Consider the following 19,218-nt stretch of genomic DNA (forward strand, 5'->3'; position numbering starts at 1 on the left):
TACCCCACGAGGTGCAGCGTGAAGATCCTGATGTTCGGCCGAGGCGTGATCGCCACCGTCTACGGCTGGGTCCTGCAACAGGCGGGACATGACGTCGAGTTCTACGTCCGGCCGGGCCGCGCGGCGACGTACGGGGACGCAGTCGACCTCGACCTGTTCGACATGCGGCGCCGGGTGTGGGGGCAGCGCGTCGTCGAGAAGTGGCCGGTGCGCTACCGCGAGGCGCTGGAGCCGGACCACGACTTCGACCTGATCGTGCTCAGCGTGCCGCACCACCGCCTCGCGGAGGCGACGGCCTTTCTGTCCCCGCGTGTCGGCGGGGCCACGGTGCTGATCTTCGGCAACCTCTGGACCGAGCCGCTCGCCGCGATCGGCGCACTCCCCCGCGACCAGATCGCCTGGGGCTTTCCCCAGGGCGGTGGCGGTTTCGGCGCGGACGGCGTGCTCCGTGGGGGGCTGCTGCCGTCGGTCATCTTCGGCACCCTCGGCCAGCCCCCGACCGACCGGGAGCGGGCCGTGCGCCAGGCGTTTCGCGAGGCCGGGCTCCGGCTCAAGGAGCGGCCTGACTTCCGCGGCTGGCTGTGGGTCCATTTCGTGTCGGATGCCGGCCTGTTCTCGCAGGGCCTGCGACTGGGTTCCCTGTCCAAGCTGGCCGGGGCAACGGGCGACCTGCGCGAGGCACTGCTGACCGGCCGCGAGCTGCTGCCGCTCCTCAAGGCGCGCGGCATTGACCTGCGACGTCACCGGGTCGGTGTGCTGCCGTTCCGGGCGCCCACCTGGCTGATGGCCCCCGTGCTCGCCTGGCTGACTGCTCATGTCACGCCGCTGCGCGTGAATTTCGAGGCGCACTCCGACCCTGACGCCGAGGAGCCGCGTGAGGTCTGCCGGGACACCCTGGCCGAAGCACGACGGTTGGGCATCCCGGTACCGCGACTGGAAGCGGCGGAACCGGATTTCGCCCGTGTGGGGACAGATCGAGCCTGAATCCACCGATGTTGTCGGTCGTTGCTGGGGGGCTGACATCGACCGCCAGCACACTCATCCGCCCGGCCTTGGTAGTGATCGGCAGCGTCTTCAGCAACGCACATGATCACGTCAGGGCCGTCTCATGTCCCGCGAACGACCAAAGTCCCCAGCTTGACGAGCCACTCGAAAGGCACAGATTAGGATCAAGCTCAGCCCAGGCCTGCAACAACTACTCCGGGGTCGGCGAAAACCCGACGGCGTCCAATGCCTGTTCGGCAGCGCGAAGGCTGACGTACTCGGCCGAGTCCGTCTGCCACCACAGGGTCCAGAACGCCTCGATCCTGAGCACGATGTCGCCGTACTCCTGGCGCCAGACCAAGGCGACCGGTGGTTTCAGGCGGTACCCCAAAGCGTCGATCGGCCCGACCGCCCAGCGTTCGTCCTCGAGCACGACCACTGGCACGGGGCGTGATGGCAACTGCTCGATCGTCAGGTCGGTCGCGGAGACGCGCGCTGCGGTGACCGTGGCCCGGATCGTCCCAACGTCCCAGTCCGGGTGTGGCGGCGTGAGCGCTCCCGCCACCACGTCGGCGGTGAGTTCGTCGACCAACTCGATCTCGGCCGGCTTCGCGTACGCCGACTGGTTGGCGACGCCTGCCGGGATGGCCGGCGTCGCGAGCCTGCGAGTCTCGGTCTCGGGGAACATAGCGAACGTCTTGGGATCGAGCGGACCGAACGAGATCTCGAGCGCAAGCGGACGGACGACCGGAGAAAGGATTTCCAACGTACGCATCACCGCGGCACGTCGCTCAGCGACTCCGTCGAGCACCTGCGGCGGACCGTAGCGCGTGATAAGGAGCCCGCGGTCGGCGATGGCGAATGTCGACTGGTTGGTTGCTTTCATGGCTAAGAAGAGTTACCAGAGTGGGTGTGAGAACTCTCGCGAATGCTCGTGTGCTTCGCGGCTGTGCGAGTAAGCGCAGGATCTCTCCCATCCTTACAAGTGGCCTCTGACCTGGAGATTCCTGGCCCTCTTCCGGCGAGGGGTTCGCATGTCCTCAGTCGCTCTTCGCGCTGGGAGCTTCTTCACGTCACCGGCCGAACACCGGCATCGCGATCATGCTGTGACCAGGGCACTCGCCGCAGAGCCTGAAAAAAGGTTCACAGTAGGTCGTTGCGTCTGACGTCTTCAGCATGAGCTCCTTCCCGTCCAGCTCTGCGGGGGCGGGGTGCGCCGGGGGGGATACGGACATCGTCGAGCTCGCTCCGATGCATGACAACGCCACGTTCGTCGGCTGCTACCCAACCTTCTGTGATGTTCCGACGCGGTGCGATGAGTGTGCCGAGGGGGCCCTGCCGGTCAGAGGCGCTGGCGTGTCAGTGGCAACGCGACTCAGCTTCAGTCTTGTCCCCTTTGAAGTGGAGTAGGAGACGCCAGGGGTGAGGCGCACCGTCGTCGTACGGCGGCCGCGACTGTTGAGGGTGACTCGGCCGGCCTTGCCTCCGATGCTCAGGCTGCTCGACTGAGAGGTCGCGCGGGTAGGCACGGTGGCGCACCGATACAGCGAGGCGAGCACGGAGTTCCGGTGATCATGGGGTTGCGACGCCACATGATCACCGATGTGAGTGTTCTTGTGGGCGCCTCCTCACTCGGCGGCCACCGTCGCCTGCCACGCGCCCGGGCGTTTGCCTGTGGCTTTGTGGAAGAACACCGAGAAGTTGGATGCGTCGGAGAAGCCGAGTATGTCGGCACAGCGGGCGGCGGTGAGGCGGTCGTGCGCGAGGAGCCGTTTGGCTTCCAGGGTGATCCGTTCGACGATGTACGCCTTCGCGGTGCGGCCGGTGGCCTGCTGCACCGCTCGTGAGAGGGTGCGGGGCGCGTATCCCAGCGCACGGGCGTAGTAGCCGGCGTCGTGGTGTTGCCGGAAGTGCGCTTCGACGCTGGAGCGGAACAACCGGAACACCGGATGGGTGAGCCGTGCTTCGGCGTGCGGTGGGTGCAGCCGGGTGATGAGCGCGGAGAGCAGGATTTCGGGAAGCTCCGTCGAGGAGCCACTGGGTGGGGCGGATGCTTCGAGGAGGAGATGGCTGCGCGCCGTGTCGACGAAGGGCCAGTCGGCGTCGGGGATGCTCCAGTGCGCGGCCAGGTCCGGGGAGGCGACGAGTTCTCGGGTGGTGTGGGTGACCGGCGCGGTCGGCACGAACAGCACGAGGTGCCCTGCCACTTCGGCGATGTCGTCCCACCGGTGCACCGCGCCAGGTGGAATCCACACCGCGGACCGATCTTGGAGCGGGTGGAGGTGGAAATCGACCGTGACTGAGCCGGGTCCGGCGTCGATGACGGCAAGGACGTGGAAGTCGGCGCGCTGCGTGCCGCCGTCGTTCAGCTCGCGAAGGCGGCCGAACGTCATCGTCTCGACCGAGGCGGCGCGGCGTCCTGCGGGCTGGTAGGCCATCTGCCGGATCCCGCTCACGTGTCCAGTTTTCACCATCGGGCGACCAGTCACGCCGATGCCCCGTCCGGGTGCGGAAGTTTCAATGAATACACAGGGCAATCGCCTAGAGCATCGACCGGAAGAGCCATCATGAACACGACGCAGCAGACGCTTCTGCCCGCTTACGGCCGTCGGCCGGGGACCGGGCCGACTCTGGTGTTCCTGCACTATTGGGGTGGTTCTGCCCGCACCTGGGACCTCGTCGTCGACCGCCTGGCGGGCCGTGACGTGCTCACGGTCGACTTCCGCGGGTGGAGCCGGTCGAGCGCTCTGCCCGGTCCCTATACGCTCGGTCAGCTCGCCGACGACACGCTCGCCGTGCTCGTGGATGCGGGGGTCACCGACTACGTCCTGGTGGGGCATTCGATGGGGGGTAAGGTCGCACAGCTGGTCGCGGCCACCCGGCCCGCCGGCCTGCGCGGCATCGTTCTCGTCGGCTCCGGCCCGGCGAAGCCCCCCGCACAGGTCACTCCCGAGTACCAGGAAGCCCTGTCGCACGCCTACGACTCCGCCGAGTCCGTGGCCGGGGCACGGGATCACGTCCTCACCGCGACCGAGCTGCCCGCTCCGGTCAAGGCGCAGATCGTGACCGATTCGCGGACCGTCACCGACGCCGCCCGCACCGAGTGGCCGCAGCGCGGCATCGCGCAGGACATCACCGAGCACACGCGCATGGTCAGCGTGCCCGCTCTCGTTGTCGCCGGAGAACACGACCAGGTGGAGCCCGTCGGCGTGCTCCGCGACAACCTGGTGCCCTACCTCTCCCAAGCCGACTTCGTGGTGGTCCCCCACACCGGTCACCTGATCCCGCTGGAAGCCCCGGCCGACCTCGTCGACGCCATCACCGCATTCGCGCCGGCAGCCTGACCGTCCCCGCAGCCCGACGACGGGCTGTGCCCCTGATCACCCGCCCACGGGGCCGGGACAGGCCCTGCCGCGTTGCACCGCACCCGACAGATCTGCGTTCTTGGTATGCCTGATCTCAGCGGTGAAGCCGACCAGGCACATGTGCCCCGACATGTGCTACGCCTCCGTGATCACAGTGACGATCACCGGGCCGCTTCCGTGTTATCTACTTCGCCAACAGGGTCTCCCGCCGAGAGGCGGGGCCTGTGGCGCCTGGCGCGCTGTTCTAACAGCGGGACTGTGAGGGCCTGGCGCCCGCGATCTGGTTGACGGCGGGCGCCAGGTTGTCTTGGAGAGCCGGGTTGTCTAGGACAGTGGCCAGCTCGAGCCGGGCCAGTGCCGGTCCGGGGCGGGCCGCAGGTTTGATACGTGCACGATCAGCGCTCGAGCGAGCGTGAACTCCAGCGTGCAGAGATCGGTCAGGGGTACGTCCTGGAGAGTCGGCCTGCCGGAGGCGGAAAAGACGAGTCCCTTCACTCCCCACGGCAGATAGTCGGCTGAGGTGTAGACGTGGGCTTCACGCTGGAGACACGGGCACGCGGCCCGCGCCCGCTGCGACAGCTCACACAGGATCAAGAATCACACCGGCGGTTGTGTCGTCTGGAGTTCGCGGCCGGTCTGGCACCTCGACGGCAACCGGGCACAGACACCGGATCCCAAAACCGGAAAAATGACTGGTGTGGACCAAACCGCAGCCCACATCTGGAAGGCTCTCTACGACCCGGACGACACCGTGCCGCCGTCTCCCACAAGGAAAAAAGATCCCCGGCCGCTACAACAAGAACGATCCTGGGTGCGCGTCTGTAAACAACAGATGCCTGACCAGAGCCGAGGGAGACCGTGAGGAGCCAGGCACCGTCCCCTACAAGAATGACCAGGCCCGGAAAAAAGTGTGCAAACTAGCCCCGACTCCAAGCGGCCTACAACAGGCATCATGCGACGAGTATCCCTTCGCCTCCACACACGAGGGTTCCGCCTCTGCGGGCTATAATATCTCGGTCGCAATCGTCGAGTGCAGAGACAACAACATGGCGGGCGCACTGCTCAACGCCTGGTATGACCGGCAGCGCATCCTAGAGAAGGATCCCTTTTGGGTCGATGCGACCAAGAAGGGCGACACACCTCCCGAACGTGTCCCTCCGCCAGACATCCCTCAAGTCGATGCCTCCGGCTTCGGTGAGCTGTAGATAGTTGAAGCGTCGCCGTCCGCCACTAGCCTCATCATCCTAGTGGCGGACGGCACGCCAATCTGCCAATCATAAACGTGGCCGGTAGCAGGGCACGTCAACCAAAGGAAGACCAATGATTGATGAGAGCTATACTCGTTGGTTCCGTGGATACACCACTAACGTCCTCGCACTTACATGGTGCTCCGCCACCACGACCGATGATGCCCTGGCAGCCTACGGGATCTCGCCCGAGATCACGGAGCCGATGCGCTTCCTAGGCGGCGATATCGATATTCTCATTGGGCGTCTCGGCAACGGCACCATCATCATGGATTACAGCGTCGATTCCCCCACGCCCGGGACTTTTCCCACCCTGGCCAAGTACGGGCCTTGTCTGAGTGCTGCATGGTGCGGCGACGTTCCGGCGATAGTGTCCTATTACGCTCAAGACGGTCGCGTAGTCGAGTTCGACGCACTCAGTCGGGACTGGTATCCGAATCCCGATCTCGCCAGCGTCGAACAATGGATCGCCGCTACGCCCGCCGGCACGGAAATATGGGATAATCGCTGGAGCCGCGCCATTCTTATCACCGCCGAAGCGCTACTGCAAGCCGCTATTGACGAAGAATGGATGCGATCTACACACGTCGGCGTTACATTCCCCGAATAAACACCTGCCCTCCGATCGTCGCCAAGAGCGTGCGACTCCTCACCCATATGGCGATGTTGCGCTGCCTACGATCAACGAGACCGTCCGGGCAAGCGGCCGCAATCGTATCCGAGCCCTTCCACTGATTACACAGCGTCACACCGTAACGCCATCCGCTCGACTTTGAAATCGCCCTACCCATCTCCTCTGGCACGCAGACGCTTTCGCCGAACCACCCCCCTGTCCAAAGAATCACCCGACCCCGGGCTGTTCACGCGGCTTTACAGGAGCCGTGGACTCTCAGGGTGCGCGTGATCATCCCGCCTCTTCTGTCACCTGCTCCATCGCCTCCTGTTCGCTGACGTGGTGGCCGCAGTTCTCGCACACGTAGTAATCGGCCCGCGGCTCCCACTTCAGCCGCCGCAGCCCGCAGCCGGAGCACCGCGCGAGCGTCGGGCCGGGTTCGTCATCCACCAGGCACCGCAGCTTCGTCTCCCAGGCGAGCGACCACTCGACCACGCCGAGTTCAACCGGCTTCTCCGGATTGTCCACCGCCGACACCACGGTCAGCCCGTCCAGCGCGAGCACCGGCTCCACCTCAACTCCTACAGAGCCGATCATGTGATGATGGACAAAATGGGATCGGGAGCAATCGTCAAGACCTGTGGATCAAGATCTTTTAGGCGGCTATCGACGGGTTCTCGGTGGCCGGTGATTCCTCAGGCCGCTCGACGAGCTTGCCCTTGACGAATGTCGCCCCGGCGCGAACCAGGGCCAGGAGGTGAGGAGCGTTGACCGCCCGCCAGCGCGCTTGAGCTGACTCGATCAGCTTGAACGCCATTGCCAGCCCGGCCGCCCGTGACCCCGGCCCCTTGGTGACCTTGGTCCGGTGACGGACGCTTCATCGGACATGACCGAGAAGTAGGGCGCTCCACATGCTGTCTGCTGCATGGATGGGCCAACGGTCGCTCTCGTGTATGACCACCTGCCCGCCTCGACGATCGGTCCTGCGAATGAACCGAAGTCCGCCGAGCGCGATCAATTCATAAACAACCTCATCGCAGTCGCAGGTCCAACGCAGGACCCGGCCGTCCGGCTCGCCAACGCGTGGAGCGTTCCATGCCAGCCGGTCGTCATGCGACTTAACGGCTGGCACGTGAGGTGCCATGCAGTAAGGAGGGAACAGCTCTTGATCGAACACCCAACTCACCGCCATCACCTGGAGTCTCTTGGGGTAACCGTGCTCGTCACGCGCTCTTCGGCACAGACAGGAACGCCCGGACTCGTGCGCACCTCCGCCCAGACCGTGAGTTGCCGACCGCCTGACCGGCGGACACCCCATGCGGCCGCGATCTGCTCCACGAGCCGTAGGCCCCGCCCGCGGGAGGCCAGGCCATCGGACAGGCGCGGACGTGGAACAGTGTCCGCCCCATCGTCGGTCACTTCGATCCGAGTCAGCGCCGAACCGAGACCAATGACATCCACCGCGACAAGACCTCCCCCATACCCCGAGGCGGTGTGCTGGAGCGCGTTAGAAACCAACTCGCTGATGATCAACCGTGCGTTGTCCACGTCCTGGCATCCCGCCCCCAGCAGGACCGCTGCGACGCAGCGACGCAGCGACGCAGCGACGCAGCGACGCAGCGACGAGCCACGGGCACCACCCACTTCTCGCCGGGGAACACCATCTCGCTCAGAAACCGCTCCGTCACTGCGTCTCCTCCCAGACCCGTTTAGCCGCGCCCGCGTCGTACGCCTCCACCCACCGACCCCGACCATGACCCCACGTGAAGACCCAGGAATCACCCCTCGAAGCGGCCCGCACCAGCAACGGCCCCACCGCACGCCGCACCACCACGAACGGCTCCCTCGCCACAGGCAACTCCACCGATAGGCCCAGCCCCAACTGCCGCAGATCCCATCCCAAGCGCACTAGGTGAATGAATAGTTGCTCTTCGTAGTCAAATCGAGGCATGCCGAACCTCTCTCGTCCACGTGTGGGGAACTGGGTCGCCATCGGGAGAGCCACACTCTGTCGACAACCGCAAGGTCGCGCCGACTCAGTGTGCTGCCAACTCAGTTTCTATGGCAAGTGCCAACCATGGGAAAGTCGCGAGAGGTAAGGAGTTGCAAGCCCTTCCGCCATGCCTAGCCTGGTCATGACACACTGTGCGATGTCTTATGTGCGTGTGTAGAGGAGTGGTCGAGGTGGCAGGTCCAACCGTTCGGCGACGCCGTCTCGGCGCAGAGTTGCGCCGTCTCCGGGAGGCGAAGCAGCTTCACCTCGACCAAGCGGCGGGCGCCCTGAAGTGGCACCCCACAAAACTGAGCCGCATAGAGACCGCCACCCGGGAGGGGTCAACGGCGGATGTCCGCGCGATCCTAGACCTGTACGAGGTCCCGGAGGACGAGAAGAGATCACTACTGACTTTGGCCCGCCAGGCAAGAGAAAAGGGCTGGTGGGAGGCTTATAGGGACGTGCTGCCTCGCGCCCACAGCACATACGTGGGCCTGGAGGCTGATGCCGTATCGGTTCGCAACTACGAGAGTCTGCTGATCCCCGGACTGCTACAAACCGAGCGCTACACCAGGTCAGTTGTCAGCGCTGGACTGATCAATGGCCTCGAAGACGAGATAGACAACCTGGTTGCAGTGCGTCTCACCCGTCAATCCCTACTCCAGGAAGGGCGCTTGCATCTGTCAGCGATCGTTGACGAGGCTGCGATTCGACGACAGATAGGCGATAGCGCTGTCATGGATGAGCAGATCAGGCACATAGCTGAGATGGCCAAGCTCGGCAACGTGACATTCCAGATCCTTCCGTTCCACGCGGGAGCCCATGCGGGCATGACGGGCTCGTTCTCCATCCTCCAGTTCCCGCCCGAGGTTGGCCAAGCAGAAGTCGTCTACATCGACTCCGCAGCCGGTGACTTGTTTGTGGAGCGCGAAACCGAGGTGGAGAGGTTTACGATGATATTTGATCGGCTTCGGGTGGTTGCTGCAAGTTCGACCGATTCACTTAGATTGATGCGCTGACACGAGGAAAGTATGAGGGCGGCAGAGATGCAAGAGGAGATCGACCTGACCACCGCAGAGTGGCGAAAGAGTTCTCTGAGCAGCGCAACCGGTCAGTGCGTAGAAGTCGCCGTGGCTGATGGTCGCATCGCTGTACGCGACAGCAAGGATCCCCAGGGGCACCACCTGATCTTCACCACGGGAGAGTGGCGCGCATTCGTAGGCGGAGTTCAGGCCGGCGAGTTCGACCTGTGAGTCTACGTGCGAAACCCCGGCCTTCTATCCAAGGATGACCGGGATTCCGCGCGTCTGGGCCGCTGCGCAGTGCATGGGCCGCGCCGAGCACCTTCGCGACCACCCCGACCGCGGCCAGCCCCACCAGCTCTGGTGGATCGACGTCTGAGCGTGGGGGCCGGGTGGGATCGACCGGCCCCGGCACGATCCCGGCCAATGGCCAGGGCGACGGACTCCAAGAAATCCCGGATAGCGATAGGGCGCGGTGCCTAGACAGAGAACCCCGTCTCTCAGCACTGGAAAGCGGGGTTCGCGTATATCGGAGCCCATTTGGCCAGTTCGCGGCTGATCACCAGGCACTGGATCTGAATCATGCCCTCAAAATCTGCATGCTCGGCGCTCCCATCGTGAGTTCCGTCTCGAGTCGGCCAAGGTCAACAAGGTCCTCGCAGGCGAAGCCTGCCCCAGGAGGGCGTCCGAGCGAAGCGAGGCCCTCCAGGGGTCGGGGCTTTGGCCCGACTGGGAGCAGCGTCTGAAGCTCTTAAGGCGCGAAGCGCCCACAAGCGAAGCCCGTTTTGCGCCGGAGGCGCCCCCAGAAGAACGCCCGGAGCGAAGCGGAGGCCCTTTGTGGCGGGGCGGGCATCACAAGGAGCTGCGCAGGTCAGCGGGCCAGGTCGCGGCTGATCACCAGGCGCTGGATCTGGTTCGTGCCCTCGAAAATTTGCATGATCTTCGCCTCGCGCATGTACCGCTCCACCCTGAACTCCCGCGTATACCCATACCCCCCGAACACCTGCACCGCATCGGTGGTCACCTTCATCGCGGCGTCCGTGGCCACCAGCTTGGCGACGCTGGCCTGTCGTCCGTACGGGCGGCCGGCGTCGCGGCGGCGGGCGGCGTCCAGGTATGTGGCGCGGGCGCTGTCCACGGCCGCCGCCATGTCCGCGAGGAGGAAGCCCAGGCCCTGGTGGTCGATGATTTTGCGGCCGAATGTCTGGCGTTCCTTGGCGTAGGCGACCGAGGCGTCCAGGGCGGCCTGGGCGAGGCCGGTCGCGCAGGCGGCGATGCCGAGGCGGCCGGAGTCCAGGGCGCTGAAGGCGATGGGCAGGCCCTGGCCCTCCTCGCCGAGCAGGCGGTCGGCCTCTATGACGGCGCCGTCCCAGTGCGCGCTGGTGGTGGGGATGGCGTGCAGGCCCATCTTCTCCTCCGGGCGGCCGAAGGTCAGGCCGTCGGCCGCGCCGGGGGCCAGGAAGCAGGAGATGCCCCGGCTGCCCTGTCCCGTGCGGGCGAACAGGGCGTAGAAGTCGGCCTTGCCGCCGTGGGTGATCCACGCCTTGTTGCCGGTGATCCGGTAGCCGTTCTCCACCTTCTCCGCCTTGCAGGTGAGGGCGGCGGCGTCGGATCCGGCCTGGGGTTCGGACAGGCTGTAGCCGCCGACGAGCCGGCCCGCCAGCATGTCGGGCAGCCAGCGTTCGCGCTGCTCGGGCGTGCCGTAGGTGGCCACGGGGAAGCAGGCCAGGGTGTGCACGCTGGTGGCCACCGCGACGGCGGCCCAGCGGGCCGCCAGTTCCTCCAGCACCTGCAGGTAGACCTCGTACGGCTGGCCGCCACCGCCGAACTCCTCCGGGTACGGCAGGCCGAGCAGTCCGGCGGCGCCGAGCGTGGCGAACAGGCCCTCCGGATAGGTCTCGGCGCGCTCATGCTCATCGACCCGGCTCGCCAGCTCTTTGTCGGCGATGTCCCGGGTGAGGGCGATGAGGTCCTCGGCGTCCTGGGTGGGCAGCAGGCGGTCGACGGTCACGTTCTCTCCAGAGGGCTGGGCAGCAGGCGGTCGACGGTCACGCTCTCTCCAGAGGGCGGGGACCGGTGGGCTCGCTCAGCTGCGCGAGGGCGGTCCTGGCGCGGTCGCGGAACTCCGCGACCCGCGCGAGCTTGATGTCCTCATACCCGCGAACCGCCTCCGGCAGCGCCGCGATCGCGGCCACGGCGTCGGCGGTCGCCGGGCTCAGCCGGGCGAGAGCGTCACGCATCAGGTCACGGTACTCGGTGATGATCGCCCGCTCGACGCGGCGTACTCCCGCGTACCCGAACACGTCGAACGGCGTACCCCGCAGGAACCTGGCGGCGCGCAGCACGCGGAAGACGGCGTTCGCCGAGCGGCGCAGCCTGATCTTGCGCTTCATGCCCAGCGCGCGCAGCAGCGGCGGGTGCAGCAGCACCGACACGACGGCGTCCGCGCCGAACTCCCGCTCCCGCCTGGCCCGCTCGGCCGGGTCCAGGTGGAGCCGGGCTACCTCGTACTCGTCCTTGTAGGCCATGAGCTTGTGCAGCCCCTTGGAGTAGGCGAGGGCGATCGGCGCGGCGGCCTCCTCCCCCGCGCGGTCGGCGGCGAGCGCGGCCACGCGGCGCACGTCCTCGGCGTACCGGGTGGCGTAGGCCGCGTCGCGGTAGCCGGTCAGGTCGGCGATCCGCGTGGCCATGGCCTGCTCGAACGTCTCGGCCTGCGGAGCTGGGGTTTCCACGGCGGCCAGCACCGCCTGGCGGTCGATGACGGCGGCCCGGCCCCAGCGGAACGCCGCGAGGTTCTGCTCGGCCGCGGCTCCGTTGAGCCGGATGGCCCGCTCGACGGCCTCGGCGGACACCGGCACGCAGCCGTCCTGGAACGCGGCGCCGACGAGCAGCATGTTGGCGGGCATGTGGTCGCCGAACAGCGCTTCGGCGAGCCCGTGGGCGTCGAGATAGAGGTTGTCGGCGGCCCGGGTGGCCGACTCGACGCGGGTGATCGCGTCGGCGGGCGAGTCCGGTACGGTGACGCGGCCTGTCACCATCGCGGCGGTCGGGACGACGGCGCTGCTGACCACAGCGACGGTACGCTCCGGCGAGGCCACCGCCAGGTTCGTCTCGGCCGCCGCGCCGAGCAGGTCGAAGCCGATCAGTACGTCGGCGGTGCCGCGCGACGCCTTCGGGGAGCCGGCGATCGGGTGTGGGGAGATGCGGACGTCGCTGACGACCGGGCCGCCCTTCTGCGCCAGCCCGGTCTGTTCGAGGCCGGCCGCGTGCAGGCCGTCGAGGTGGGCGGCCATCTGCAGGATCTGCGAGACCGTCACGACGCCCGTGCCGCCGATGCCGGGCATCCGCAGCAACACCTCACGGCCGGGGAAGCGAACGACCGGCTCGGTGAGCTCCACCGGAAGCTCCGGGACCGGCCGTGGTCCACCATCCCCCCGGAGCTCCGGGACCGGCCGTGCCCGCTTGGTGCCCGGCTTGACCAGCAGGAACGACGGGCAGTCGCCCTTCAAGCAGCTCAGGTCCGAGTTGCAGGACGGCTGGTGGATCCGGGTCTTGCGGCCGTACACGGTCTCCACGGGCTGCACGGACAAGCAGGTCGACACTTCGCCGCAGTCGCCGCAGCCCTCGCAGACCCGCTCGTTGACCACGACCTTCTCCACCGGGACGGGCAGTTTGCCGCGTTTGCGCAGGCGGCGTTCGTCGGCCGCGCACCGGTCGTCGTGGATGAGTACGCTCACCCCGTCGAGCTCGGCGAGCTCCTGCTCGGCCGCCGCCAGCCCGTCGCGGTGCCGTACGGTGGCGATCGGTGCGAGCCGGACACTCCGGTAGGTCTCCGGTTCGGGGGTGGTGATCACGATCCGGCGGACACCCTCGGCGGCCAGCGACCGGGTCAGCGCGGGCACGTCGAGCCGGCCTTCCGCGCGCTGGCCGCCGGTCATGGCGACGGCGTCGTTGTAGAGCAGCTTGTACGTGATCCGCACCCCGGCCGCGACGGCGGCCCGGACGGCCAGTGAGCCGGAGTGGTGGAAGGTGCCGTCGCCCAGGTTCTGTACGAAGTGCCGGTCATCGGTGAAGGGGGCCAGGCCGATCCACTGGGCGCCCTCGCCGCCCATCTGGGTGAGCCCGACCTGGTTGCCGCGTCCGGCGCCGTCCAGGGCGATCATGGCGTGGCAGCCGATGCCGACGCCGACCAGTGTGCTGTCCGAGGTACGGGTGGAGGTGTTGTGCGGACAGCCCGAGCAGAAGTACGGCGTGCGCGCGGCGACCACCGGCAGCAGGCGACGCGGCCGCGGCTTCTGGGCGGGAGCCAGGTGGACGGTGGTCCGCGGCAGCATGTCGGCGAAGGTGGCCAGCGCCTTGGCCACGTCCTCCGCACCGAGCGTGCCGCGGGCGGTGAGAAGCTCACGCCCGACGACAGCGGGAATCCCGGGGGCGGTGAGCACCTCACCGCCGCGGGGAGTGAGCGGATCGTGGGCGGTGAGCGGGTCGCGAGCGGTGAGCGGGCCGCGGGCAGTGAGCGGGTCGCGGGCGGCGGGCGAGCGCGCGACGTCATAGAGCGCCTGCTTCAGCTGCCCTTCCAGGAACGGGACCTTGTCCTCCACCACGAGCACCCGGTCCAGGTCCGCCGTCATGGCGGCCAAGTCGGCGGGCGCCAGCGGGTACGGCATGCCGAGCCGGATCAGCCGCAGCCCCAGGTCCTCGATCGCGGCCTCGTCCAGCCCGAGGTCGGCCAGCGCCCTGCGTACCACCGCGAAGGACGCGCCGGAGGCGACGATGCCCAGGCGGGCGTGCGACGAGCCGGCCACCACCCGGTTCAGGCCGTGCGCGCGGGCGTAGTCGCGGGCCAGGTCGAGCCGCCGGGTCAGCATGTCGTGCTCGGCGTCCAGCGCGGCCGGGCCGACCAGGGCGGCCGGAGTGGGGCGGCTCGGGTGGTCCGGGGCCGGGATGCCGTCTCGCAGCGAGCCTAGATCGACAGTGGCCGACGCGTCCGCCAGGTCCGCGACGATCTTCAGGCCCGTCCACAGGCCGCTGGCGCGCGAGAGGGCGACCGCGTGCAGCCCGAACTCGATGATCTCCGCCACCGAGCCCGGTGCGAGCAGCGGCACGCACAGGCTCTGGCACATCGGCTCGCACGTGCTGGGCACGGTCGAGGACTTGCTGCCGGGGTCGTCGCCGATCCAGGCCACCGCGCCGCCGAGCGCGGCGGTGCCGGCCAGGTTGCCGTGCCGGATGGCGTCGGCGGCGCGGTCGAGGCCGGGGCTCTTGCCGTACCAGAAGCCGGTCACGCCGTCGTGCCGCCGGCCTGGCAGGCGCTCCAGGAGCTGGGTGCCCGCCACGGCGGTGGCGGCCAGTTCCTCGTTGAGCGCCGGACGGACGACCACGCCCGCGGGGTCGAGCAGCCGGGCGGCCCGGCCCATCTCCAGGTCGACGCCGGCCAGCGGCGAGCCCGGGTAGCCGGAGACGAACACGCGTGTGTCCAGGCCGCGCTCCTGGTCCAGGCGGCGCTGTTCGAGCGTCAGCCGGACGAGGGCCTGCAGGCCCGACATGAGCACGCGGCCGTCCGCGGCCGTGTACTTGTCGTCGAGGGTGACGCTCATGCGGGCCTCCCTGGGGCTCGTGGAGACCCCAGCACAGCAACGCGGGCGGGCATCGCGCAAGTATCGGCCAAGAAGACACGACAAAGACGCAAAACCTTTGCGGCCTCGGCCTCTTTCGCTATGGTTCTTTCCATCAAAAACCGAGGAGTGCCCACATGCCAGAAATAGATGACATTGATCATCGGGTGTTGCGCCTGCTGCGCGAGGACGGGCGCCGCACCTTCTCCGACATGGCGGGCACGATCGGGCTTTCCGTGGCCGCGGTCAAGCGCCGGGTGGACCGGCTCAAAGAACTCGGCGTCATCACCGGTTTCAGTGTGCAGATCGACTACGCCAAGCTCGGATGGGGCATCGAGGCGTTCACCGAACTGCGTTACGCGGGCACCACGCCGGTGAGCGAGATCGTCCGCACGGCGACCGACGTGGCGGAGGTACAGGCTGTTTTCACCATCGCCGGCGACCCCGACGCGCTGATCCACGTACGGGTCCGCGACCTCGGTCATCTCCAGCAGGTCATCGATCACCTGCGCCGCGCCGGGAACGTCACGGGCACCAAAACGCTGATGGTGCTGGGCTCGTGGACCCGCGACGCACTGACGCCGCGACCGCCCCGGATAGCGGGAATGAAATAGCTCGCTATGCAATTAGGCGAGCTTTCTTTGTCCTGGCTATCCACCGCCCCAGGGGTGCGCCGGACAACGGCACCATACGCTACAGTACTCATTGTCTTCTCGCCTCATGAATTCGGAGCACCAGCATGGCCAAGCAAATTCAAGAGATCTTCCTTGACGACCTCGACGGATCCGCCTTGTCGTCCGAGAACACAATCCGGTTCGGCCTCGACGGCTTTGCCTACGAGATCGACCTCTCGGATAAGAACGAGGAGAAGTTGCGCAAAGCCCTTGCCCCGTTCCTGGTCAAGGCGCGTCAGGTCCGCAAGGAGCGCGGTGGTAAGGTGCGTCGCGGAGTCGGCTCGGCACGCTCGGTCAGCCGCGACAAGTCCACCGAAATTCGCCAGTGGGCGAAGCAGGCGGGACTACCCGTGAGCGAGCGCGGACGTATCGCCGCGACCATCGTGGAGCAGTACGAGGCGGCTCACTGAGATTGCCGCTCCGGCAATCACCGCGGCGATAATGACCGGCACCTCCTGAATTCGAAATGTGCCCGCCCATCGGCCTTTGGCCGCCGCGACGGCGGGTGCGCGGCGGGAGGATGGCGATCAGAGTCGGCCGGCTGCCTTTAAGGCCGTACGGCCCGCCGGTCCAGGCGAGGGGACCGGTGGCGCAGCCGTTAGCCGACGTTGCCCAGACACTCCAGGTTCGCTCCGAATGTCCCACCCCCAGGCAACCCCTTAGGCGCGGGTCGACTCCCGCAGCACCAGGCTGCACGGCATCCGCCGTACCCCGCCCTGGTGCGGCACGCCGCCGATCACGTCCAGCAGGTGCGTCGCCGCCGCCCGCCCGATCTCACCGAGGTTCATGTCGACCGTGGTGAGCGGCGGCCGTGAGCCGAGCGCCATCGGCGCCCAGTTGTCGAAGCCCACGAGCGCCACGTCGTCGGGGATGCGCCGGCCCCGATCCCTGAGTGTCTCGGCGACCCCCCTGGCGATCTGGTCGCTGCCGCAGAACACCGCGTCCACGTCCGGCTGGGTGCGCAGCAGGATGTCGGCGCCCTGCCGCCCCCACTCCTCCGACCACTCCCCGAACAGCGTCTCGCCCGCCGCCGTCGCCCCCGCCTCCGCCAGGGCGTCGGCGAAGCCCGCCGCGCGCGTCCGCGCGGCCAGGAAGCGCTGCGGCCCGGTGATGTGGCCGATCCGCCGCCGCCCGGTGGCCAGCAGATGCCGTACGGCGAGGAGGCTCCCGCCCAGGTCGTCGGGGATCACCGAGAAGTCGGCAGGCTCCGTCGACTGGGTCATGGCGTAGACGACCGGGACGGGCAGGCCGGTGCCGATGCTCGGCCGGGGCTCGGTACGCCGGCCGGTGACGATGATGCCCTCCACCCGCCTGGCCAGGAGGCGCTCGACGTAGTGCTGCTCCCTGATCGGGTCGTCGCGCGTGTCGCACATGAACACCGAGATCTGACCGGCGCCCAGCGCGTCCTCGGCACCGAGCATGACCGGGATGCTGAAGCGCCCGAAACTGTCGCACGTCACCAGGCCGACGGTGAAGGTACGGCCGTGCAGCAGGCCCCGGGCGAGCGTGTTCGGCCGGAACTCCAGACGCTCGGCGGCGGCGATCACCCGCGCCCTGGTCTCCTCGCGCAGCCGGCCCTGGCCGTTGAGCGCCTTGGACGCCGTGCCGATCGACACTCCGGCGGCCGCGGCGACCTCACGGATGGTCACTGCGCGCTGGGAAAATTCAGACAACCGGTTTCCCTCCCTCGACATCCTGGTCACGGTCCAACTACCCAGAGGGTTGACCAGTGATGTGTAACACCTTACTGTTCGCCAAGGAAAGCCTATTCCCCATGTGCGAGGAGTTCGATGGACCAGGCCTGCGGCCCTGCCGTACCGACCGCGGAATCGAAGGCCGTGCAGCGGCCGCTGGGCATCCACGACGTCGTGATCACCGGTGGTCCGTTCGGGCGGTGGCAGAGCATCAACCGCGCGGCGAGCATCCCGCTCGGGCTGGAGCAGATGGAAGAGGCGGGCAGCCTGCCCAACCTCAGGCTGGCCGGAGCCGGGGCGGGCGCCGACGGTGAGTTCCGCGGGTACCGCTTCCAGGACTCCGACCTGTACAAGCAGCTCGAGGCCGTCGCCTGGGAGCACGCCAGGCGCCCGTCGGCGGAGTATCCGGAGTTCGTCGAGCAGGCGGCCGAGGTGCTCAAGCGCGCTCAGCGGCCCGACGGCTACCTCAACTCCCACTACCAGGTCGTCAAGCCGGACAAGATCTACGCCGAGCTCGAGTACAGCCACGAGATGTACTGCGCGGGCCACCTGTTCCAGGCCGCCGTCGCCGCCACCCGCGCGGGGACCGGCGCGGAACTGCTCGAAGTCGCCCGGAAGTTCGCCGACCACCTCGCGGAGGTCTTCCTGCATGGTGGCAACGACGGCATCGACGGGCACGCCGAGGTCGAGACCGCGCTGGTCGAGCTCTACCGGGTCACCGGCGAGCGCTCCTACCTGGACCTGGCCGCGAAGCTGATCGACAACAGGGGCAAGGGGCTCATCCGCGACAGCGGGCTCGGCATCCTGTACGCCCAGGACCACCTGCCGGTCAGGGAGGCGGACACGGCGGTCGGCCACGCGGTGCGCCAGCTGTACCTGGAGGCGGGCATCGTCGACGTCTACCTGGAGACCGGCGACGAGTCGCTGCTGGAGTGCTCGATCCGGCGCTGGGAGGACCTGGTCGCCACCAAGACCCACCTGACCGGGGGCATGGGCAGCCGCCACTCCGACGAGGCGTTCGGCGACCGCTGGGAGCTGCCGCCGGACCGCGCCTACAACGAGAGCTGCGCGGCCATCGCCAGCATCCACTGGAACTGGCGGCTGCTCCTGGCCACCGGCCACGGCCGCTACGCCGACCTGATCGAGCGCACGCTCTACAACGCCTTCGCCGCCTCGACCTCGGCCGACGGCATCCGCTTCTTCTATGTCAACCCGCTCCAGCGCAGGGACGACCACGTCGAAGGAGCCTACGCCGGTCGGCGGCGCGAGTGGTTCGCCTGCGCCTGCTGCCCGCCGAACATCATGCGGCTCGTCTCCTCCCTCGGCGGCCACATCGCGACGTCCGCCGAGAACACCCTGCTCGTCCACCAGTACATGCCGGGGACCGTCACCGACGGCGAGCTCGCGCTGGCCGTCGCCACCGACTACCCCTGGGACGGCCGCGTCACGTTCACCGTGGAGCGCGCGCCCGGCACCCCGTGGTCGCTGGCGCTGCGGGTGCCCGCGTGGAGCGCCTCCACCACGGTGACGGTCGGCGGCGAGTCGGCGGCGGCCGTGCCGGACGAGCGCGGCTACGTCGTGCTGACCCGCGAGTGGCGGGCGGGCGACACCGTCGAGCTGGAGCTGGGCATGGCGCCCCGGCTCGTCCACCCGCACCGCCGCGTCGACGCCGTCAGAGGATGCGTCGCCGTGGAGCGCGGGCCGCTCGTCTACTGCTTCGAGCAGGCCGACCAGGCCGAAGGCGTGGACCTTCCGGATCTGGCGCTGCCCGCGGGCGCCGAACTGCGCGTCCTGGACAAGGACGACCTCGACGGCGCCGGGCGCACCGTCCTGATCGAGGCCGACGCCCAAGTCGTTTCCCAGCCGGTGGGCGGCCTGCCGTACACCACCACACCCCCCGGGGAGCTCTCGACCGGCTCCCGCGTGACCGCCACGGCGATCCCCTACTACCAGTGGGACAACCGTGACGGCCGCGGGATGCGGGTCTGGATCCCTCTCGTGTAAAGGAATC

Annotated in this window: 17 protein-coding genes and 1 pseudogene; 9 read left to right on the forward strand and 9 right to left on the reverse strand. The window is 68.0% G+C overall.

Features of this window, described 5'->3' with window-relative positions; genetic code table 11:
- The first annotated feature begins 18 nt into the window (after positions 1-18).
- Complete coding sequence (locus tag ACQP2T_RS35360; protein WP_433509233.1) at positions 19-984, forward strand: ketopantoate reductase family protein; 966 nt, start codon at positions 19-21, stop codon at positions 982-984.
- Positions 985-1,195: 211 nt separating this feature from the next.
- Here ACQP2T_RS35360 and ACQP2T_RS35365 read toward each other — a convergent pair whose 3' ends face one another.
- Together ACQP2T_RS35365 and ACQP2T_RS35370 are read right to left on the reverse strand one after the other, a co-directional pair.
- The gene (locus tag ACQP2T_RS35365) at positions 1,196-1,870 is read right to left on the reverse strand and encodes a hypothetical protein (protein ID WP_433509234.1); all 675 of its coding nucleotides are present in this window, start codon (positions 1,868-1,870) and stop codon (positions 1,196-1,198) included.
- Positions 1,871-2,612: 742 nt separating this feature from the next.
- On the reverse strand, positions 2,613-3,440 hold the full coding sequence (locus ACQP2T_RS35370; protein ID WP_433509235.1) for a helix-turn-helix domain-containing protein: 828 nt from the start codon (positions 3,438-3,440) through the stop codon (positions 2,613-2,615).
- A gap of 111 nt (positions 3,441-3,551) precedes the next feature.
- Between ACQP2T_RS35370 and ACQP2T_RS35375 the strand changes: the two genes are divergently transcribed.
- Entirely contained in the window at positions 3,552-4,328 is a 777-nt protein-coding gene (locus ACQP2T_RS35375) for an alpha/beta fold hydrolase (RefSeq protein WP_433509236.1), read from the forward strand.
- A 345-nt stretch (positions 4,329-4,673) separates the two neighbouring features.
- Here ACQP2T_RS35375 and ACQP2T_RS35380 read toward each other — a convergent pair whose 3' ends face one another.
- Entirely contained in the window at positions 4,674-4,943 is a 270-nt protein-coding gene (locus ACQP2T_RS35380) for a hypothetical protein (protein WP_433509237.1), read from the reverse strand.
- A gap of 314 nt (positions 4,944-5,257) precedes the next feature.
- On the opposite strand from ACQP2T_RS35380, the gene ACQP2T_RS35385 reads away from it, so the two are divergent.
- Both ACQP2T_RS35385 and ACQP2T_RS35390 read left to right on the forward strand, forming a co-directional pair.
- Complete coding sequence (locus ACQP2T_RS35385; RefSeq protein ID WP_433509238.1) at positions 5,258-5,554, forward strand: NucA/NucB deoxyribonuclease domain-containing protein; 297 nt, start codon at positions 5,258-5,260, stop codon at positions 5,552-5,554.
- 115 nt (positions 5,555-5,669) lie between these two features.
- Complete coding sequence (locus ACQP2T_RS35390; protein WP_433509239.1) at positions 5,670-6,206, forward strand: hypothetical protein; 537 nt, start codon at positions 5,670-5,672, stop codon at positions 6,204-6,206.
- 294 nt (positions 6,207-6,500) lie between these two features.
- On the opposite strand, the gene ACQP2T_RS35395 is transcribed toward ACQP2T_RS35390, so the two are convergent.
- The 3 genes and pseudogenes from ACQP2T_RS35395 to ACQP2T_RS35405 form a co-directional block, all read right to left on the reverse strand.
- On the reverse strand, positions 6,501-6,806 hold the full coding sequence (locus ACQP2T_RS35395; RefSeq protein WP_433509240.1) for a hypothetical protein: 306 nt from the start codon (positions 6,804-6,806) through the stop codon (positions 6,501-6,503).
- Between the two features lie 58 nt (positions 6,807-6,864).
- A pseudogene (locus ACQP2T_RS35400) lies at positions 6,865-7,086 on the reverse strand (IS256 family transposase); the annotation flags it as partial.
- Between the two features lie 314 nt (positions 7,087-7,400).
- Positions 7,401-7,964 (reverse strand): ATP-binding protein, encoded by a 564-nt coding sequence (locus ACQP2T_RS35405; RefSeq protein WP_433509241.1) that lies wholly within the window; start codon positions 7,962-7,964, stop codon positions 7,401-7,403.
- Positions 7,965-8,393: 429 nt separating this feature from the next.
- On the opposite strand from ACQP2T_RS35405, the gene ACQP2T_RS35410 reads away from it, so the two are divergent.
- The gene (locus ACQP2T_RS35410; protein WP_433509242.1) at positions 8,394-9,221 is read left to right on the forward strand and encodes a helix-turn-helix domain-containing protein; all 828 of its coding nucleotides are present in this window, start codon (positions 8,394-8,396) and stop codon (positions 9,219-9,221) included.
- Between the two features lie 27 nt (positions 9,222-9,248).
- Positions 9,249-9,455, forward strand: coding sequence for a DUF397 domain-containing protein (locus ACQP2T_RS35415; RefSeq protein ID WP_433509243.1), 207 nt, complete (start codon positions 9,249-9,251; stop codon positions 9,453-9,455).
- Between the two features lie 640 nt (positions 9,456-10,095).
- On the opposite strand, the gene ACQP2T_RS35420 is transcribed toward ACQP2T_RS35415, so the two are convergent.
- Positions 10,096-11,235, reverse strand: a complete 1,140-nt coding sequence (locus tag ACQP2T_RS35420) for an acyl-CoA dehydrogenase family protein (RefSeq protein WP_433509244.1) — start codon at positions 11,233-11,235, stop codon at positions 10,096-10,098.
- A 37-nt stretch (positions 11,236-11,272) separates the two neighbouring features.
- Positions 11,273-14,821 (reverse strand): indolepyruvate ferredoxin oxidoreductase family protein, encoded by a 3,549-nt coding sequence (locus ACQP2T_RS35425; RefSeq protein WP_433509245.1) that lies wholly within the window; start codon positions 14,819-14,821, stop codon positions 11,273-11,275.
- Between the two features lie 155 nt (positions 14,822-14,976).
- Between ACQP2T_RS35425 and ACQP2T_RS35430 the strand changes: the two genes are divergently transcribed.
- Together ACQP2T_RS35430 and ACQP2T_RS35435 are read left to right on the forward strand one after the other, a co-directional pair.
- Positions 14,977-15,453 carry an Lrp/AsnC family transcriptional regulator gene (locus ACQP2T_RS35430; RefSeq protein WP_433509246.1) on the forward strand — a complete coding sequence of 159 codons (477 nt, stop codon included), beginning with the start codon at positions 14,977-14,979 and terminating at the stop codon, positions 15,451-15,453.
- 125 nt (positions 15,454-15,578) lie between these two features.
- The gene (locus ACQP2T_RS35435) at positions 15,579-15,923 is read left to right on the forward strand and encodes a histone-like nucleoid-structuring protein Lsr2 (RefSeq protein WP_214643165.1); all 345 of its coding nucleotides are present in this window, start codon (positions 15,579-15,581) and stop codon (positions 15,921-15,923) included.
- A gap of 249 nt (positions 15,924-16,172) precedes the next feature.
- Here the strand turns inward: ACQP2T_RS35435 and ACQP2T_RS35440 are convergent, their stop codons facing one another.
- Positions 16,173-17,186 carry a LacI family DNA-binding transcriptional regulator gene (locus ACQP2T_RS35440; RefSeq protein WP_433509247.1) on the reverse strand — a complete coding sequence of 338 codons (1,014 nt, stop codon included), beginning with the start codon at positions 17,184-17,186 and terminating at the stop codon, positions 16,173-16,175.
- Positions 17,187-17,303: 117 nt separating this feature from the next.
- On the opposite strand from ACQP2T_RS35440, the gene ACQP2T_RS35445 reads away from it, so the two are divergent.
- Positions 17,304-19,211, forward strand: a complete 1,908-nt coding sequence (locus ACQP2T_RS35445) for a glycoside hydrolase family 127 protein (RefSeq protein WP_433509248.1) — start codon at positions 17,304-17,306, stop codon at positions 19,209-19,211.
- The last annotated feature ends 7 nt before the right edge of the window (positions 19,212-19,218 follow it).

The organism is Nonomuraea sp. CA-143628 (assembly GCF_050942315.1).
Lineage (GTDB): Bacteria > Actinomycetota > Actinomycetes > Streptosporangiales > Streptosporangiaceae > Nonomuraea.

Bases quoted from the DNA above. Each gene is read 5' to 3' on its own strand.
- ACQP2T_RS35425 (WP_433509245.1), bottom strand. From the start codon at position 14,821: ATGAGCGTCACCCTCGACGACAAGTACACGGCCGCGGACGGCCGCGTG.
- ACQP2T_RS35390 (WP_433509239.1), top strand. From the start codon at position 5,670: ATGATTGATGAGAGCTATACTCGTTGGTTCCGTGGATACACCACTAAC.
- ACQP2T_RS35365 (WP_433509234.1), bottom strand. From the start codon at position 1,870: ATGAAAGCAACCAACCAGTCGACATTCGCCATCGCCGACCGCGGGCTC.
- ACQP2T_RS35375 (WP_433509236.1), top strand. From the start codon at position 3,552: ATGAACACGACGCAGCAGACGCTTCTGCCCGCTTACGGCCGTCGGCCG.
- ACQP2T_RS35395 (WP_433509240.1), bottom strand. From the start codon at position 6,806: ATGATCGGCTCTGTAGGAGTTGAGGTGGAGCCGGTGCTCGCGCTGGAC.
- ACQP2T_RS35405 (WP_433509241.1), bottom strand. From the start codon at position 7,964: ATGGTCGGGGTCGGTGGGTGGAGGCGTACGACGCGGGCGCGGCTAAAC.
- ACQP2T_RS35445 (WP_433509248.1), top strand. From the start codon at position 17,304: ATGGACCAGGCCTGCGGCCCTGCCGTACCGACCGCGGAATCGAAGGCC.
- ACQP2T_RS35430 (WP_433509246.1), top strand. From the start codon at position 14,977: ATGCCAGAAATAGATGACATTGATCATCGGGTGTTGCGCCTGCTGCGC.
- ACQP2T_RS35415 (WP_433509243.1), top strand. From the start codon at position 9,249: ATGCAAGAGGAGATCGACCTGACCACCGCAGAGTGGCGAAAGAGTTCT.
- ACQP2T_RS35435 (WP_214643165.1), top strand. From the start codon at position 15,579: ATGGCCAAGCAAATTCAAGAGATCTTCCTTGACGACCTCGACGGATCC.